The sequence below is a fragment of the Stenotrophobium rhamnosiphilum genome (assembly GCF_003052265.1).
In the GTDB taxonomy this organism is placed as follows: Bacteria; Pseudomonadota; Gammaproteobacteria; order Nevskiales; family Nevskiaceae; genus Stenotrophobium; species Stenotrophobium rhamnosiphilum.
Map to the genome: position 1 here is coordinate 238,263 of NZ_QANS01000001.1, position 15,935 is coordinate 254,197.

13 protein-coding genes are annotated in these 15,935 nt (G+C 55.5%); 5 read left to right on the top strand and 8 right to left on the bottom strand.

Going from position 1 to position 15,935, the window contains the following annotated elements; all coding sequences use genetic code 11:
- Positions 1–170 precede the first annotated feature (170 nt).
- Positions 171–1,655: a hypothetical protein gene (locus CJD38_RS01165; RefSeq protein ID WP_107938468.1), complete on the bottom strand. Its 1,485-nt coding sequence runs from the start codon at positions 1,653–1,655 to the stop codon at positions 171–173.
- A gap of 190 nt (positions 1,656–1,845) precedes the next feature.
- On the opposite strand from CJD38_RS01165, the gene CJD38_RS01170 reads away from it, so the two are divergent.
- Positions 1,846–3,159 (top strand): alkaline phosphatase PhoX, encoded by a 1,314-nt coding sequence (locus CJD38_RS01170; protein ID WP_107938469.1) that lies wholly within the window; start codon positions 1,846–1,848, stop codon positions 3,157–3,159.
- A 3-nt stretch (positions 3,160–3,162) separates the two neighbouring features.
- On the opposite strand, the gene CJD38_RS18530 is transcribed toward CJD38_RS01170, so the two are convergent.
- The 4 genes from CJD38_RS18530 to CJD38_RS01190 all read right to left on the bottom strand — a co-directional run bounded on the left by CJD38_RS18530 (position 3,163) and on the right by CJD38_RS01190 (position 7,727).
- Complete coding sequence (locus tag CJD38_RS18530) at positions 3,163–3,939, bottom strand: phosphatase PAP2 family protein (protein WP_206362839.1); 777 nt, start codon at positions 3,937–3,939, stop codon at positions 3,163–3,165.
- A 116-nt stretch (positions 3,940–4,055) separates the two neighbouring features.
- The gene (locus tag CJD38_RS01180) at positions 4,056–5,321 is read right to left on the bottom strand and encodes a sensor histidine kinase (protein ID WP_107938470.1); all 1,266 of its coding nucleotides are present in this window, start codon (positions 5,319–5,321) and stop codon (positions 4,056–4,058) included.
- Positions 5,311–5,994 carry a response regulator transcription factor gene (locus CJD38_RS01185; protein ID WP_107938985.1) on the bottom strand — a complete coding sequence of 228 codons (684 nt, stop codon included), beginning with the start codon at positions 5,992–5,994 and terminating at the stop codon, positions 5,311–5,313. Before CJD38_RS01185 ends, CJD38_RS01180 begins: the two co-directional genes overlap by 11 nt.
- 41 nt (positions 5,995–6,035) lie before the next feature.
- Positions 6,036–7,727 (bottom strand): phosphoethanolamine transferase, encoded by a 1,692-nt coding sequence (locus CJD38_RS01190; RefSeq protein ID WP_146165890.1) that lies wholly within the window; start codon positions 7,725–7,727, stop codon positions 6,036–6,038.
- A 193-nt stretch (positions 7,728–7,920) separates the two neighbouring features.
- On the opposite strand from CJD38_RS01190, the gene CJD38_RS01195 reads away from it, so the two are divergent.
- Positions 7,921–8,667 (top strand): lysophospholipid acyltransferase family protein, encoded by a 747-nt coding sequence (locus CJD38_RS01195; protein ID WP_107938472.1) that lies wholly within the window; start codon positions 7,921–7,923, stop codon positions 8,665–8,667.
- A gap of 70 nt (positions 8,668–8,737) precedes the next feature.
- Here CJD38_RS01195 and CJD38_RS01200 read toward each other — a convergent pair whose 3' ends face one another.
- Positions 8,738–10,642 (bottom strand): DUF1302 family protein, encoded by a 1,905-nt coding sequence (locus tag CJD38_RS01200; protein WP_107938473.1) that lies wholly within the window; start codon positions 10,640–10,642, stop codon positions 8,738–8,740.
- A gap of 445 nt (positions 10,643–11,087) precedes the next feature.
- On the opposite strand from CJD38_RS01200, the gene CJD38_RS01205 reads away from it, so the two are divergent.
- The 3 genes from CJD38_RS01205 to CJD38_RS01220 all read left to right on the top strand — a co-directional run bounded on the left by CJD38_RS01205 (position 11,088) and on the right by CJD38_RS01220 (position 14,363).
- Entirely contained in the window at positions 11,088–11,378 is a 291-nt protein-coding gene (locus tag CJD38_RS01205) for a co-chaperone GroES (protein WP_107938474.1), read from the top strand.
- Positions 11,379–11,408: 30 nt separating this feature from the next.
- Complete coding sequence (gene groL / locus CJD38_RS01210) at positions 11,409–13,058, top strand: chaperonin GroEL (protein ID WP_107938475.1); 1,650 nt, start codon at positions 11,409–11,411, stop codon at positions 13,056–13,058.
- 306 nt (positions 13,059–13,364) lie between these two features.
- On the top strand, positions 13,365–14,363 hold the full coding sequence (locus tag CJD38_RS01220) for a class 1 fructose-bisphosphatase (RefSeq protein WP_107938477.1): 999 nt from the start codon (positions 13,365–13,367) through the stop codon (positions 14,361–14,363).
- A gap of 65 nt (positions 14,364–14,428) precedes the next feature.
- Here CJD38_RS01220 and crcB read toward each other — a convergent pair whose 3' ends face one another.
- Both crcB and CJD38_RS01230 read right to left on the bottom strand, forming a co-directional pair.
- Positions 14,429–14,830 (bottom strand): fluoride efflux transporter CrcB, encoded by a 402-nt coding sequence (gene crcB, locus CJD38_RS01225; protein WP_107938478.1) that lies wholly within the window; start codon positions 14,828–14,830, stop codon positions 14,429–14,431.
- A gap of 124 nt (positions 14,831–14,954) precedes the next feature.
- The gene (locus CJD38_RS01230; protein ID WP_107938479.1) at positions 14,955–15,842 is read right to left on the bottom strand and encodes a DnaJ C-terminal domain-containing protein; all 888 of its coding nucleotides are present in this window, start codon (positions 15,840–15,842) and stop codon (positions 14,955–14,957) included.
- Positions 15,843–15,935: the final 93 nt, after the last annotated feature.

Below are 15,935 nucleotides of genomic sequence, written 5' to 3' on the forward strand. Positions count from 1 at the left end.
AAATTTGAAAAGCTGCAAAGTGTTAAGAGAATCTACTGAGTGTTAGTGACCCAGAGTCTACTGTGTAGCGATGACGTCGTCAGTTATGTAGGGCGGGAGCATCCCGCCTTCTGCAATCCAAGCCTCATTCACAATTCAAGCAAGATGGCGGGATGCTCCCGCCCTACAGATCAGGGCGAAGCGGGCTCTCCAAGCATCAGAACGTTTGCCATGTCTGGCGGCGGAACATCTTTGGTGCTGATGCTATGCGGACTTTCTTGCGGCCAGGCAGGCGCAACAAAAACGGTTTCGATCAAATACGGATCATCGAAATAGTGCGTGCCATTCGGAGTGGCGGGCAGTGCGCCGAATTGCCAAGGTGCGCTCGGCGATTTTGCGCTCGCGAGTAGGCCGGTCGGGCCATAGATGCTTCGTGTGCCGCCCTTTGGTAGCGAGAGCGTCAGCAAATCTTCGTAGGGTTTCAGGGTGTATTTTTTTGCAGTGCTATCGGCGGCGACAGGCACGAGACGACGCGCAAGATGGTCTTCAGATTTAAGGCGCACGGCCCATGGTTCGCTGGGCACGGTTTGCAATGCGAGCGCCAGCGCATTTTGATCTTGTGGCAGTGCATGTGTCGGCAGTGTTTGTGCAGGAAACCAAAGATGATCGCTGCCATCCATACGCACGCTGTCATAGACCAAGGGCTTGCCATCAGGATCGAGCGTAACGCGCCAAGCCATGCCATCGAGCGGCGCAGCATTCGGTGTGCTGGAAGGGAAGAAAATGAAGTAGACGAACTGGATGAGGCTGCGTCCACCAAAACGCATGTAGCTCGCTTGGTAATAAACCGTCGGCTGATCAAGATTGATGCTGAGTTGTGTGCCGTTATCTTTGGTTTCAATCCACACCGGAGCGCCGGGTCGATCTTGCGGTCCTGCGGTTTCAATCAGCCAGCGTGGTGCATGCGCTTCGGCGAGTGATGTCCACCACTGCGTGGTCATGCCGCTGCGGCCAAGTTCATCGTGCGAGAGGCGATCAAATGTTGGTGGCGCTTCTTCGTCTGCGCTTGGAGTTTCTGGCTGCCATAGCGCCAGTGGTCCCGGCGAAGAAAGCTGCGTAAGTGATTTCGCAAAGTCAGCTTTGATTTGCGCGTCGCGTTTTGAGGTGGACGCTGTAGCCGCAATAGGCGATGCAGGTACAGGCACAGCTTTGATCATGCGTTCGCGCGTCGTGTCGTTTTCCAGTTCATTCAATGACAGCCAGACCGAGCAGAGTCGCAGATCACTCAAGAGTCCAGCGCGCGCCTGATTCGTCAGGCCAAGGTTGCGCAGTTCGATATCGCGTGAAAACGATTCGTTATCGCGCAGCTGCAAAATCCAAGTGGAGTAAGTTTCGGGATCGCTGATCTCTTTGGTGAAAGAGGCCATCAAGCGATCGCTGCGCAGATAAGGAAAACCTTCGACCTGGTGATAGCCCGCATCGCGTACACCGGCTTTATCGATGCGTGCATCAATGTCGGCAAAGGCAACACGACAGGCGGTGAGTTGGGCGGCGAGTTTGGCTTCTGCGCGTGCTTCGCGCTCAGTGACTTCTGAGCTGGCGGCTGAGGCCAATAGAGGGAAGAGTGCCGAGGCAAGAACAAAGGCCGAAACCAGCCGTGGTGCGCGTAAGGTCATCGTGCAACTCCCTAATTCCATTTTTGAGATGGGCTGGTGTATCCGAGGCCAGTTGGGATCATGAGGCCGTAAATTTTTATGCGAGCCACCCATATGAGGAGGCCCACAGAAAATTGGCTCATGTCCACAAACTGTAAGAATCTTTACGGTAAATTGATGCCCTTAGATGCAGGCAGCGCTTGAGACCCCCATGCACCCATTAAAAGCCGTGATCCCTCGTGGCGCAGCGACGCGCCGTGAATTTCTCCAGCAGATGTTTTTGACCGCTGGTGCCTTGAGCATCAGCGGCAGCCTGCTCAGTGCCTGCGGCACAAGCACGGGGGTTGGTGGCCGCGGCCGCTTTGGCAATATCGGACCGCTGGGTGCGCCGGATGCACGGGGTATCCGCGTGCCAGAGGGTTTCTCGACTCGCGTGGTGGCGGTGACCGGTCAAGTGCCCGCGCCGGGCAGTAGTTATCCCTGGCACATCTTTCCGGATGGCGGCGGTGTGATGCCGAAGGCGGATGGCGGTTGGTATTACATCTCCAATAGCGAAATCCCCGGTGCCGGCTCTTTAGGTTTTCAGTTTCCGCAGCTGGCACCGCTGTCGAACATTATTGAAATCTTTGTGCCCGGACTTGGTGGCAGCGGTGTGCTGGAGTTTGCTGCGGACGGCACGGTGGTCGATGCCTATCGCATCCTCGGCAACACCACGTTCAATTGTGCAGGTTGCGTTACGCCTTGGAACACTTGGCTGTCTTGCGAAGAATGGCCTAACGGACAAGTTTGGGAATGCGACCCGACCGGCGCCAATAGCGCGATTGCGCGTCCGGCGTTGGGTTTCTTCTCACATGAAGCGACCGCCATCGATACACAGCGGCGCATGGTTTACATGACTGAAGATATGCCCGACGGTCGCTTCTATCGTTGGGTTGCTGATAACACCGATTGGCCCGCCGGTGCTGCGCGCCCAGCGCTGCAGTCCGGAAAGTTGCAGGTATTAAAAGTGAACGGTGGTGGTGTTGCCGCTGCACTGAATGGCCCGCAGCCGGTCGTATGGATCGACGCACTCAGCCCTGATCAACCGCAAGATGCGAATCGTCATCCAGACAGCGCAGCCTTTGATGGCGGCGAGGGCGTGTGGAATCACAAAGGCTTTGTCTACTTCTCCACCAAAGGCGATAACCGCATTTGGGTGTACGACACGCACAGCGAAACGCTTGAAGTGATTTACGACTTGGCGACTGCCGAGAATCCAATTCTCTCCGGCGTCGACAACATCACCGTCACCAAGCAAGGCGATGTGTTGGTTGCGGAAGATGGCGGTGACATGCAGGTTGTTGTGATCCTGCCAGATCGCACGCTCAAACCGTTGCTGCAAGTCACTGGACAAGACGGCTCAGAAATCGCGGGCATCGCTTTTTCTCCAGATGGCCGTCGCATGTATTTCACCAGCGATCGCGGCGGTCCGAATGGTCCGGGCTTGGGCATCACCTATGAATTGTTATTGCCGGAAGGGCTTTAGTTTTTAAAAGGTCCAGCTCAACTGAATGCCTGGCACAGGCAAGGCATTAAGGTTTGAGATTGGCGTTGTGTCGAGCGGATCAGGTCGTGCCCATGTGGTCTCGCTCGGCATCATCAGCGTAGGCGTAAACGACAAGGTTCCGTTCTTGGTTTTGATGCTGCCGAAATCGTAGTTAGACAAAACGCCGAGCGCCGCGCCGCCGATCACATCGCGCCAATAGTGGTTGTGCGATTTCACGCGCGTGTAGCCCACCCAGCTTGCAGCGCCATACGCAGGCAGGCCCCACCAAGGGCCATATTCTTTGCGAATGAACTCAGCGCCCATAAACGCCGCAGCGGTGTGGCCAGATGGGAAAGATTGGCTACCACCATTAGGGCGTTTGGCATTGACCGCATATTTGAGCGCGTAGGTTGCAACCTCCATGCGCACAAACGACACCGCGAAATCATGTCGCGGGCTACCGTTGAGATCGGGCCCGGGCCAACCGAAGCTTGGGCTGTAGCTGGAGGAGGCATCTAACGCAGGCGAGGTAAGTGATTGCGCGCCGCCGCCAAATGACCAATCGCCGTCAGAGTTGAGAACAAAACTCAGACCGAGTCCGATCAGCGGAATACCCCACTGCAAGATATCGCCGCTTTGTTGCCACATCGGCTTGCCAGTGGGCTGATCGGCAGCCCAAGCCATGTGCATAGGTTGCGTAATCATCACGACAACAAGGCCCAGCAGCATCCGCGAATGGCGGTGGGGATGGCGATGCGAAGATTCGATACGTTCGTTCATGATCGTATCTTTGCAAGCCGATCATTAGTGCCGCGTTGTGGCGGCGTAAGCTTTTCGTAAGATCGTAAAGTTGTTGAGCGACGAAAAGCTTAAGCGTGGAGCAGCTTGTTCGCTGTTCAGAATTTCACAACAAAACGTGCGCCCGCGCCATCCGCATTGCTAGCGCTAATCTGCCAGCCAAGACGATCACAAATGCGATGAACGATATACAAGCCCAGACCGAGTCCTCGACTCTGTGCTCCGCGATAGCGTCGCTCAAAGATGTGATCCAGCGCGTTGTTGGCAATGCCAGTGCCGGTGTCTTGTACGACGAACTCGTGTTCAGTCAGAGAAATGTCGATGCGCCCTTTGCTGGTGTTCTGGATAGCATTGCTGATTAAGTTTTGCACTACGCAAAGCACCATCGCCTGCGGTGCTTGCACGGTGACGGGCACGCGAATATCAACGTTAATGCTGAGTGCCTTGTCGGTGAGCTGATCGCTAAAAGCATCTGCACGTTCGTGCAAAATTTCATGCAACGCACAGTTGTCGTTGGCAATGCCGCCGTCTTCACGAGCGAGGAATAGCAATGCCTCGATTAAAGCCTGCATTTGTGAAGCCGCGCGGCGGATACGCGCTAAGCGTTCGATGCTGCGTTCGCTGAGCTGGGGGTCTTCTTGCAGTAAATGTGTTGCGCTAATGATGACCGACAACGGCGTGCGCAATTCATGACTCGCGTCATCAGTAAAAGCTTTCTCGCGTTCGACGTATTGGTCGATCTTTTCTAGGTATTGATCAAAGGCACGTGCGATTTGACCAACTTCGTGATCGCCGAACTGGCCGCCAACTTTAATGCCGCGATCCATCGGATCGATATCCGTGACCAGACGAGCTAGTCGTGACACCGGTCGCGTGACTAACAAAGAAAGTCCAGCGCCAACGATTGCAGCGGCGACTAAACAACCCGCGATGAATATCCAGGCAAGGCCGACGAGTCGTACCTCTAAGTTTTCGACGCGAACGAGGTCGATGCTCATATAAATTCGCGTGTCGCCGATATCGTGGCGAATCCCTTGATACTCGCTGCCTTTCCATTTGAAGTCATCAGTCTTGCCGTTGCTCCAATTCGCCATCGGCGTAGGCAAATCGGTGCTCGCTTCGCCGGCTTTGTAGACGTAAGTACGGATGCCGTCGCGTTCGGGCGGTTTGATGCCTGGATTTTGAAGGTGGTAGTCGGTGAATGCGTTGACTTCACGCATCAGTGATTGGGTGACCAATTCTTCTTCCAGCACGTCGATGAACTGATCCATCGCGTAGTAAAAACCGCCAGAGATAAGCGTAGCGACGATCAGCAATGCTCCGACAAAGCGCGAACGCAAGCTGAGGCGCAAATTAAAGGGCATCGTCCGCTCCAATGCGGTAGCCCATGCCGTGCACGGTGTGCAGCAGCTTGATGCTGTGATCGCGATCTAGTGTGTGGCGCAGTGCATGGATGTGTGCACGCAAGGCGGCGTCGCTGTCCGGAGGGTCATCGCCCCACAGTGCAATCTCAACATCGCGACGCGATACAACATTCGGCGAGACCGACATCAAACGTTCCAGCAATTTGTAGCCGCTAGGAGTGAGTTCCAAGCGAGTACCTGCACGACGGCAGACCAGGGTCTGCCGATCAAGCGTGAGATCAGCAACCTGCAATATGTTGGTGCCGCCGCCTTTGCTACGGCGCTGCAATACGAGCAAGCGCGCGTGTAGTTCGGGTAGCGAGAATGGTTTGGTGAGGTAATCGTCTGCCCCGACTTCAAAGCCGATCAATTTGTCGCGCTCGGTATCACGCGCAGTCAGCATTAAGATCGGCAAGCTGCTGCCCGCATCATTGCGTAGGCGTTTGCATAGCATTACGCCATCTAATCCCGGCAGGCCGAGATCGAGAATGACGGCGTCGTAGCTGTTGGTGGCGGCCAGATGCAAGCCGGTGAGTCCATCACCGGCGTAGTCGACAAGATGATGGCGAGCCTCAAGAAACTCGCCGATATTTGCGGCGAGGTCTTGGCTGTCTTCAATCAAAAGCAGGCGCATTGGGGCGGCGGTTTTCATGCCGTCAAGGCTAGCATTACTCGCTACTGTTTTTTGCACGATGCAAACAGATCTTGTGTTGGTTTGTAGGCTGCCGTGCGGATGCTGAGTAGATCGAGGATCGAGTCGAATAGATTGTCATGCGAGCCCGGCTGAGTTCTGAGTGCTTTGACACAGCTGACGTCGATTTTAAGTGCGGCCGGTGCATGGGCGGAGAACCAAGCCATCATCGGCACATGAGTTTGTTCAGCCGGCGCCAGACTGCGCGGCAAGCCGTGCAAGTAGATGCCGTTTTCGCCCAAGCTTTCGCCATGATCGGACACATACAGCATTACGCTATCGACACTGTTTTGGTGTGCGCGCAGTTGTTCTATCAAGTCTGCGAGCATCGTGTCGGTGTAGACAATCGTGTTGTCGTAGGCGTTAACGACTTCTTCACGCGAGCAGCGCTGTACGCTTGCGTTGCGGCAATCGGGTGTGAAGTGACGTGCAGATTCTGGATAGCGTTTGAAGTAAGCCGGGCCGTGGCTGCCTTTTTGGTGCAGCACTAAAAAGTGTGCGCTGCCTGCGGTCTTCGGCATCACTGCATCAAAATCTTTCAGCAGAATGTCGTCATGGCATTCGCCGTCGGCACACAGTTTGGGATCGCTTTCTGATTCGAAGGAAACCGAGCCGGTACGCACGCACACGCCCATGCATCCGGCGTTGTTATCGCGCCAAATCGTCGGCACGCCAGTACGGGCAACGATGTCGAGGAGGTTTTCTTCGGCACTTGCTTTCTTGCGGCTGAATTCCTGTTGGCCCAGTCGCGAGAACATGCAGGGCACGGACTGCAGCGTCGCCGTTCCGCAGGATTCAAAATTCGGATAATTGATCAGCCCTGGCGTAGTCGACAGTCGCGGCGTGGTATTGCGTGCGTAACCGTTGAGACCAAAGTTGGCGGCGCGCGCAGTCTCGCCAACAACGAGCACGATCAGTAGCGGCTTGGCAGTGGGGTTGCTTACACGTACGGCGTCGGGCGCCACGGAAAGCAAGGTCGGTGGTGGACCTTTGGGCAGCAGATCCACGACCGCTTCTTTCATCGCATACATCGGTGCGGTTGGATTCACGTAGAGACGTACGCTGCGGTTTTCACGTCCCCAGAAGCTCAGTGTGCTGAACTGACTAAATAAAATAATCAGCAAACCGCAAAGCATGATGCCGACCAGCGCGAGGCGTCGACGTAGTTCTACGCCAAAACTTTCAAAGCGCAGTGGCAGGCGAGCGATGATCCATGCCGGCAGAACGCCTTGGGTCAGTACATGCATGAAGAAGGCGAGACTCAGCAAGTCGGAAGCTTCGTGGACGTCGGTATTAAAAGCGTTGGCGATCATCGCGCGATCAATCACCGTGCCGAAGCTCTCCATAAAATAACTGCAAACGGCCGAGATCAGCACAAAGATCGCGAGCGCTGGTTTCTGGACGCGCGGCAGACACAGGCCCGCCATGGCGAGCACTAATATTGTGGCTAGCGCGTAAACCGTCGATGCCAGAATTCGCCATTCCTGTGCGCCGAATGGGCGTGGCAGCGAGTGCACAATGGCCTCGAACAGCGACAGATTTTGTGTGGTGACCAGATACAGAACAGTCAGCAGCAGCAACTGGTTGGCGCCCAGCGTTGGCAGGAACGACAGAGACGATGCCGAGGTTTGCGCTGGCGCAACTACAACGACTTCCGATGAAACTGATGAGTTCATCGGCTGAGTGTGCGCTGTTCGTTGTTTGCCAAAATCCACGTTCTTAACTGCCAGAGGGCTATTTGATGCTGCAAAGCTAGCAATGCGACCGTGAGAATTTCGTTAGGAAGCCTTGGATTTGAAGAATGGGTGAATCTGGCTGCGCCTGAATCGGCGATACTTACGCATACCTGAATCTCACCCGACGCCATTCATGAAGAAAGCCCTCAGCTGCATCCTGACCCCGATTTTCTTGATCGTGTGGTTGATGCTGTTGAACATTTTTCATGTTGTTCAGTATGTAGCGCTCAATATCTTTGGCTCGCAGGCGCATCAGCGCACCGTGATTTGGCTCAACTTCTTTCTGGTGCACGCGCTGTGGATTCTCGGCACGCGCATTTCATCGAGTCAGGCGGCGCCGCTGCCGACCGATCGGCCGATTATTTTTATTGCCAACCACCAAAATAAGCTGGATGTGTCTGGAATCGGCTGGTATTTGCGCAAACATTTGCCAAAGTTCGTCTCCAAGATCGAACTCGCGCGCGGTATTCCTAGCGTTTCGTACAACCTGCGTCACAGCGGCGCCGCCTTGATTGATCGCGATGACGCGCGACAAGCGCTTAAAGAAGTCGGCCGTCTCGGCAAGCTGATTGAAGACACGTGTGGTTCTGCGGTGATTTTTCCGGAAGGTACGCGTTCGCTGACCGGCGACGTCGCGCCGTTTCAAGTCGGCGGTGTAAAAACGCTGCTCAAAAAAGCCCCAAGTGCAGTCGTGGTTCCGATCTACATCCACAACACCTGGGCGCTCAATCGCTACGGCAAATTCCCGATGGGCATCGGTGAGCGTTTGAGTTGGACTGTGTTGGCGCCGATTGAGCCAGCGGGGCAGGCCATCGACGCAGTGGTCGCCCAAGCCGAGGCAAGTATCCGTGCAGAGCACGATCGCAGATTGACGGGCTAGATCGCGCGCATCAAAAAGGCGGGATTGCTCCCGCCTTTTTGATTTACTTTTTACACGTGCATCACTGCGATCAAAACTGATATCCCACACGCATTGTGAACTCATCGCGGCTGCTAAAGGTTGCTACCGAGCTGCTATTGGAATTGCCGTTGAGGCTGCCATTCAGATAGTTGTAGAAACCTTCGATGGTCAGATTGCCATTTGGTTTCCAACGCACGCCCGGCTGCACAAGGATGCCACCTGCAAACGGTTCGTAAAGAACCGCAAGGTCAGCGCGCCAAACCAGATTAGGGAAGGGCTGCTGCAAGGCGAATACAAAAGCGTCGTAGCCATTCTTGCCCGTCGGTACGTTGTTGGTGTCGCCACCTTGACCTTCGAGACTGCGGCCGAGAATGTCGCTACGCGTTCTGTGCATCCACTGCGCCACCACATACGTTGCCGGCAACTCCTTGACGATGCTCTGGTACTTTTCCAATACCACTGCGGTCACCAGTTCATCTTGCTTGAGAAACTTTTGGCCCAGCGATGGATTGGTGAAGCTACGGTCTGGCGTGTACAGCGCTTCGACGTTGATGATCAACTGATCCAACCAAGAGCCGGGGCTGCTTTGCGTAACGTAACTGCCGCCCAAGCCCAAATTGGTTTCAGCACGATACTCACGTTCAATATGGCCACGCAGACCGCTGCCCGAGAGACGGAAGAACGTATCGAGTTCAAGTGATGCAGTAGGCATATCAGTGCCAACATTCAGCGCGCCAAGAGGACCGGTGCCAGCGGGAAAATCATCAATGGCGCTGTTGAGTCCCTGCACACCATCCAAGCGTGACATGGCGGCGTAAGTGAACCACTCTTTGGCCGTCCACACACCCGTCGGATCAATTTCAAATGGCGTTTGCATCAGCAGGCCGCCGCTACCTGGCGCGCCAGGAATGTCACGATTCACGCCTGATTCTGTCCAGCGGAAAACGCCGTCCGGGTTGTAGCGACGTGCAGCAACCGCCTGCACGCCAAACTTGCCGATATCGCCTTTAAAGCGCAGACCGTAGTTCAGCTTGTTGTCGTAATCGCCATAGCGGTCATGCACCGTGAACTGCGAGGCAATGATGTTGTAAGGCGTGTTGGGATTGGACAGCACCGTCGGCTGGAATTTCTGCACAAAGCCATCGGCCAACCAGCCGCTATCGAACTGATACGAAGTGCGAAGCGCCAGTGATGGCACGCGCTTGTCTTGGAACTCTTCGCTTGCGTAGTCCAAGATTGAATGACGTCGGAAATCGATGCCGTTGGGAATGTCCAGAACGCGGAAGAAGATCGCTTGGCCCCAGGCAATATCTTGGTTGCCCAGTTTGATCAGCAATGGCCCCTTGTTGTACGCAAAGTACAAAGAGGGCAAGTCAATCATGCCAATACGGTTGGACCATTCCAGTGGGTTGGGGCGGCTTTTGCCTTCAACGTCTTGGTGAAAATAATCCGGGCGGCCATACATGCGGCCTGCAGCCAGACTGCCGACGTCACCAGGCTCGAACTCTTGATAGGCGCCGGGATCCGCTACAGCGCGCAGCCGCGCGACAAAATTGAAGTTCTCGTTAAATTTGATATCGGCGCGCAGATCAGCGCGCAGCAGTTGCATATTGAAAGCGTTATGCGCGGGATCGCCAGTGCGTGTTGCTGGATCTGGTGTTGCGAAAATTGTTGGTGGAGAGCCCAGCGGATAATCAAACGAAACGCGATTAACCGTTACGCCATTAAATAGATTGCCGCGTTGGTTGAACGGATTTTCGTTGGCCGTGGCAATCGACATGTCATAGCGCAGCGAGCCGGAATAACTGATATTGAAACTGGAGCTTTTACCGTCGCTTTCTGCGTTGGTGGTGGTACCGCTGTAATCATCCTGGGCAAAAACCGATGCCGCAGTCAGCGCCAAAAGTCCGGCGCTCGAATAAATCCAACGACGACTCTTTCTTGTTTGTTTCACTGAACTCTCCTTTAGGCGGGAGTGCGATCCGATGCCGGACCGCCCCTTTTTTTTCGCACGTTGTCTCGCAGTCCCGTGTCACTTGATGTGACTACAAGCTGCTTCACGACAATGGGACTTACCTAACCCCCTTCCGCCACCTAATCGGGTGGGAGTTCTTCTAAACGACACCGTTCAGCAGCTTTCGCTGTGCCGTTTGGCGTTTGGCGGAAAAAACTAAGTGATGAGCGCGCGGTTTTTTGCTGTTGGGCTAAAGCGTGTCCCCGGGTTTTACCCGGGCTGCGGGGTAGGGCGCTGGGTACTTCTGGGACCTGCCCCTTGAATATGGCTGGTTAGCCCCTACAATTAGCAGCCTCGGTGTGAGAGTGCTAACAACGGCTGTTTAAAGCTATCAGCGCCTCCCGCCACGAGACCCCTAACAAATTGATAAGACTGGAGTTTGTCCATGAAACTACGTCCCCTGCACGATCGCGTGATCGTCAAGCGTCTTGAAGAAGAGAAGAAATCAGCTGGCGGTATCCTCATTCCTGATAGCGCTGCTGAGAAGCCTTTGACGGCTCAAGTGGTTGCTGTAGGCACGGGCAAGCGCACCGAAGACGGCAAAGTGCACGCCGTTGACGTCAAGGTTGGCGACAAAATTCTGATCGGCAAGTACGCCGGCACCGAAGTGAAATTCGGCGGCGAAGAACTCGTCGTGCTGCGCGAAGACGACATCATGGCTGTCTTCAGCAAGTAATCGAACTCATAAAATTCAGAGGAATTTGAAATGGCTGCTAAAGAAGTGAAGTTTGGTGATGACGCCCGCGCCCGCATGGTTGCCGGTGTAAACATTCTCGCCAACGCAGTAAAAGTAACGCTCGGCCCTAAGGGTCGTAACGTGATTCTCGATAAGGCATACGGCGCTCCTACCGTCACCAAAGACGGCGTGTCAGTTGCCAAAGAAATCGAGCTGAAAGACAAGTTCGAAAACATGGGCGCTCAGCTGGTTAAGGAAGTTGCTTCCAAGACCTCCGACGCAGCAGGCGACGGCACCACCACCGCCACCGTTCTGGCTCAGGCGATCCTCAACGAAGGCCTGAAGTCGGTCACCGCTGGCGTTGATCCTATGGACATCAAGCGCGGCATCGACAAGGCTGTCGAAGCTGTTAGCAACGAAATCAAGCGTCTCTCGACCCCTTGCAAAGATCGCAAGGCGATTGCACAGGTCGGCACCGTGTCGGCCAACGCTGACACGAACATTGGCGACATCATTGCTAAGGCAATGGACAAGGTCGGCAAAGAAGGCGTCATCACCGTTGAAGAAGGCTCCGGCCTCGAAAACGAACTGAGCGTTGTTGAAGGTATGCAGTTCGACCGCGGCTACCTCAGCCCGTACTTCATCAACCAGGCTCAGAGCCAGCAGGTTGAGCACGAAAATCCGTTGATCCTGATCACCGAAAAGAAGATCTCCAACATCCGCGAACTGCTCCCAGTTCTGGAAGGCGTTGCCAAAGCTGGCCGTCCGTTGATGATCATTGCTGAAGACGTTGAAGGCGAAGCCCTCGCTACCCTCGTCGTCAACAATCTGCGTGGCATCCTGAAGGTTGTGGCTGTTAAGGCTCCAGGCTTCGGCGACCGTCGCAAAGAAATGCTGAAGGACATCGCAATCCTCACCGGCGGCACCGTGATTTCGGAAGAAGTCGGTCTGTCGCTCGAGAAGGCCACCATTGCTGATCTAGGCACCGCTAAGAAAGTGCAGATCGACAAGGAAAACACCACCGTCATCGACGGCGCTGGCAAGAAGGACAAGATCACCAACCGCATCAAAGAAATTCGTGCGCAGATGGAAGACGCAACCAGCGACTACGACAAGGAAAAGCTCAGCGAACGTCTCGCTAAGCTCGCCGGCGGCGTAGCTGTGATCAAGGTTGGTGCAGCCACCGAAGTCGAAATGAAAGAAAAGAAAGCCCGCGTTGAAGACGCTCTGCACGCAACCCGCGCAGCTGTGGAAGAAGGCATTGTGGCTGGCGGCGGTGTTGCGCTGGTTCGCGCTGCTAAGACGTTGGAAAAGCTCAAGGGTGCGAACGACGACCAGACGGTCGGCATCAACATCCTGCGCCGCGCTATTCAGGAACCACTGCGCATGATCGTGCGCAACGCTGGCGAAGAGCCATCGGTTGTTCTGAACAAAGTTGCTGAAGGCAAGGGTTCGTTCGGCTACAACGCCGGCACCGGCGAGTACGGCGACATGATCGAAATGGGCATCATCGACCCAGCTAAGGTTACGCGTCTGGCTCTCCAGAACGCAGCCTCGGTTGCTGGCCTGTTGTTGACCACCGAAGCCATGATTGCTGAACTGCCTGCCAAGGCTGAAAGCGCACCTATGGGTGGCGGCGACGGCGGTATGGGTGGCATGGGCGGCATGGGCGGTTTCTAAAGCTCAAGCGGTTCGAGTAAAAAGTTGTAAAAGAGGGCGCCTTCGGGCGCCCTTTTTTGTGTCCAGCTTTCCCCCTCTCCCGCTTGCGGGAGAGGGGCAGGGGAGAGGGCGCTCGCGTAGCGAGCGGTACGCATGCTCAAGTAGCGCTTCCGCTCGCTACGCGGTCTGCCCTCTCTCGGTCTCTGGCCACTCTCTCCCGCAAGCGGGAGAGAGGACATTGAGAAAGATTGCCCCAATTTCAAAGCAGGCTCCTACCAGCACCCCATGTCCTTTAAAATGGCGACATTAAATTCGCCCGAGCCGTCCATGAAACAGATCTCCCTCACCCAATTCCTGATTGAAGAACAGCGCGCCAAGGGCAATATCAAGCCTGACTTACGCTTGCTGATCGAAGTTGTTGCCCGCGCCTGCAAGGCCATCTCGATTGCCGTCGGCAAGGGCGCATTGGGCGGCGTGCTTGGCGATGCTGGTACCGGCAACATTCAGGGTGAAGCGCAGAAGAAGCTGGATGTGCTCTCCAACGAAATCCTGCTGGAAGCCAACGAATGGGGCGGTCACGTTGCCGCGCTCGCTTCCGAAGAGATGGATCACTCGTATCCGATCCAGAACGAACAGTGCAAGGGCGGCTACCTGCTGGTATTCGATCCGCTCGACGGCTCCAGCAACATCGACGTCAACATTTCCGTCGGCACGATCTTCTCGGTCCTCAAGTCGCCAGAAGGCGTAGCGCAGCCGGGTGACGATGCTTTCCTGCAGCCTGGTACGCAGCAGGTTGCCGCGGGTTACACCGTTTACGGCCCAAGCACGATGCTGGTGCTGACGGTTGGTAGCGGCGTGCACGCGTTCACGCTTGATCGTGAACTCGGCAGCTTTGTGCTGACGCAGCGCAATATGCAGATTCCGGAAGACACCAAGGAATATTCGATCAACGCTTCCAACGCACGTTTCTGGGAACCGCCCGTGCAGCGGTACATCACCGAGCTTCAGGCCGGTAAAGAAGGCCCACGCGAGCGCGATTTCAATATGCGTTGGGTGGCTTCGATGGTCGCCGACGTACATCGCATCATCACGCGCGGTGGCATCTTCATGTACCCGCTGGATTCAAAGACCAAGGCGCAAGGCGGCAAGCTGCGTCTGCTCTATGAAGCAAACCCGATGAGCATGATTGTTGAGCAGGCCGGTGGCGCAGCCACCACAGGCCGCGAACGCATCCTTGATCTTCAGCCGCAAAAGCTGCATCAGCGCGTGCCGGTGATCATGGGTTCGAAGAATGAAGTGGAGCGCGTGACCGGCTACCACAAGTAAATTTTGAGAAATAAAAAACCCGCGCAAGTTTTCTTGCGCGGGTTTTTGTTTGCCTGAAATCTGACTTAGATTGTTTTCTGCAAAACCGGCACCAACAAACGAACAGTGAATAAACCCAACACCGTTGCGAGTAGCGAGCCGCTGACATGAATAAAAATTTCAGCAAAGCCCCAGGCAACGCGGCCGTTCATGAATGAGGTGACGGTTTCCAACGAAAACGTTGAGAACGTTGTCAGGCCGCCGCAGAAACCCGGAATCAAAAACAGTCGCATGTTCTGAGATAAGCCCAGATCGGCAGTTACTGCGCCAGCGGCTAAACCAATGATGTAACCGCCGATGAGGTTGGCGGCGAGTGTGCCTAGCGGCAGCGACGGAAGGATCGCATTCATGCGCAGACCAATCACCCAGCGCAGAACGCTGCCAGCGAGGCCGCCTGCGCCAACGGCGAGTAGTGCGATGAGGTTCATGCGATCTGGTCCTCGGTCCTATTTATTTAGCCTGTCATTCCCGCGTAGGCGGGAATCCAGTTTTAGCAAACTCAATCAGCGGCAAAAAACTGGATGCCCGCCTTCGCGGGCATGACGCGTGTCCTTAAGCCCGGGCATCAAATTTAAAATGCGCGCTCATGTCTTCATAGAACTTGCGATCTTCGTCTGTTGCCGCAGGCGGCGTGACAATCTGCAAGGTGATGAACTGATCGCCCGGCGTCGTGCCCGGCAGCCCGCGACCTTTGAGGCGCATCTTCTTGCCGCCTTGCGTGCCCGCAGGCAGGTTGAGTTCGACAGTGCCACCTAGTGTGGGGACTGGCAGCTTGGTGCCGAGTGCAGCTTCCCATGGGGCGAGGTTTACATTGCAACTGATATCGCGGCCTTCCACCTTGAACTGTGGGTGTGCGGCGAACTCAATTTCCAACAGCAAGTTGCCACCGTTGCTGCCTTGTTCTGAGAGGCGAATGGTTTGGCCGCTGGTGATGCCTTTGGGAATCTTCACATTCAGATTGCGCCCGTTGCTCAGGCTAATCGCGCGGTTGGCACCGTTGTATGAATCTTCCAGCGAGATGCTGATGCGTGCGCGCGTGTCTTCTGGTGGACCGCCAAAGCCGCCGCCACCGAAACCACCACCGCCCATGCCGCCACCGCCAAATAGCGTGGAGAAGAAATCGGAGAAGTCGCCGGGATCAGCGCCTGCATGACCACGACGACCACGGCCACCGCCGCCAAAATTCCAACCAGGTGGTGGCTGGAATCCACTGCCGCCACCGCGATAGTTGGCGCCGAGCGAGTCGTAGGCCTGACGTTTTTTCTCGTCACCGAGAACTTCGTTGGCTTCGTTGATCTCTTTAAATTTGTCTTCAGCGCCCTTGGCTTTGTTCTTGTCCGGATGAAACTCACGGGCGAGTTTGCGATAGGCACGCTTGATCTCGTCCGCCGTTGCCGTGCGCGGAACGCCTAGTATTTTGTAATAGTCTTTGTAATCCATAGGTACAGGATAGCGAAAGCCCGCGCACCCGACGAGCTGCGTAGGGTGCGCGGGCTGAAGACTTCGTTAAAAGTAGCGCTGTGCCTAGGGAGA

What these genes read in the sequence shown, in the direction of transcription:
- CJD38_RS01195 (WP_107938472.1), top strand. Translation starts at nt 7,921, where the DNA reads ATGAAGAAAGCCCTCAGCTGCATCCTGACCCCGATTTTCTTGATCGTG.
- CJD38_RS01165 (WP_107938468.1), bottom strand. Translation starts at nt 1,655, where the DNA reads ATGACCTTACGCGCACCACGGCTGGTTTCGGCCTTTGTTCTTGCCTCG.
- CJD38_RS01180 (WP_107938470.1), bottom strand. Translation starts at nt 5,321, where the DNA reads ATGCCCTTTAATTTGCGCCTCAGCTTGCGTTCGCGCTTTGTCGGAGCA.
- CJD38_RS01170 (WP_107938469.1), top strand. Translation starts at nt 1,846, where the DNA reads ATGCACCCATTAAAAGCCGTGATCCCTCGTGGCGCAGCGACGCGCCGT.
- groL (WP_107938475.1), top strand. Translation starts at nt 11,409, where the DNA reads ATGGCTGCTAAAGAAGTGAAGTTTGGTGATGACGCCCGCGCCCGCATG.
- CJD38_RS01230 (WP_107938479.1), bottom strand. Translation starts at nt 15,842, where the DNA reads ATGGATTACAAAGACTATTACAAAATACTAGGCGTTCCGCGCACGGCA.
- CJD38_RS01205 (WP_107938474.1), top strand. Translation starts at nt 11,088, where the DNA reads ATGAAACTACGTCCCCTGCACGATCGCGTGATCGTCAAGCGTCTTGAA.
- CJD38_RS01220 (WP_107938477.1), top strand. Translation starts at nt 13,365, where the DNA reads ATGAAACAGATCTCCCTCACCCAATTCCTGATTGAAGAACAGCGCGCC.
- CJD38_RS18530 (WP_206362839.1), bottom strand. Translation starts at nt 3,939, where the DNA reads ATGAACGAACGTATCGAATCTTCGCATCGCCATCCCCACCGCCATTCG.
- crcB (WP_107938478.1), bottom strand. Translation starts at nt 14,830, where the DNA reads ATGAACCTCATCGCACTACTCGCCGTTGGCGCAGGCGGCCTCGCTGGC.
- CJD38_RS01190 (WP_146165890.1), bottom strand. Translation starts at nt 7,727, where the DNA reads ATGAACTCATCAGTTTCATCGGAAGTCGTTGTAGTTGCGCCAGCGCAA.
- CJD38_RS01185 (WP_107938985.1), bottom strand. Translation starts at nt 5,994, where the DNA reads ATGCGCCTGCTTTTGATTGAAGACAGCCAAGACCTCGCCGCAAATATC.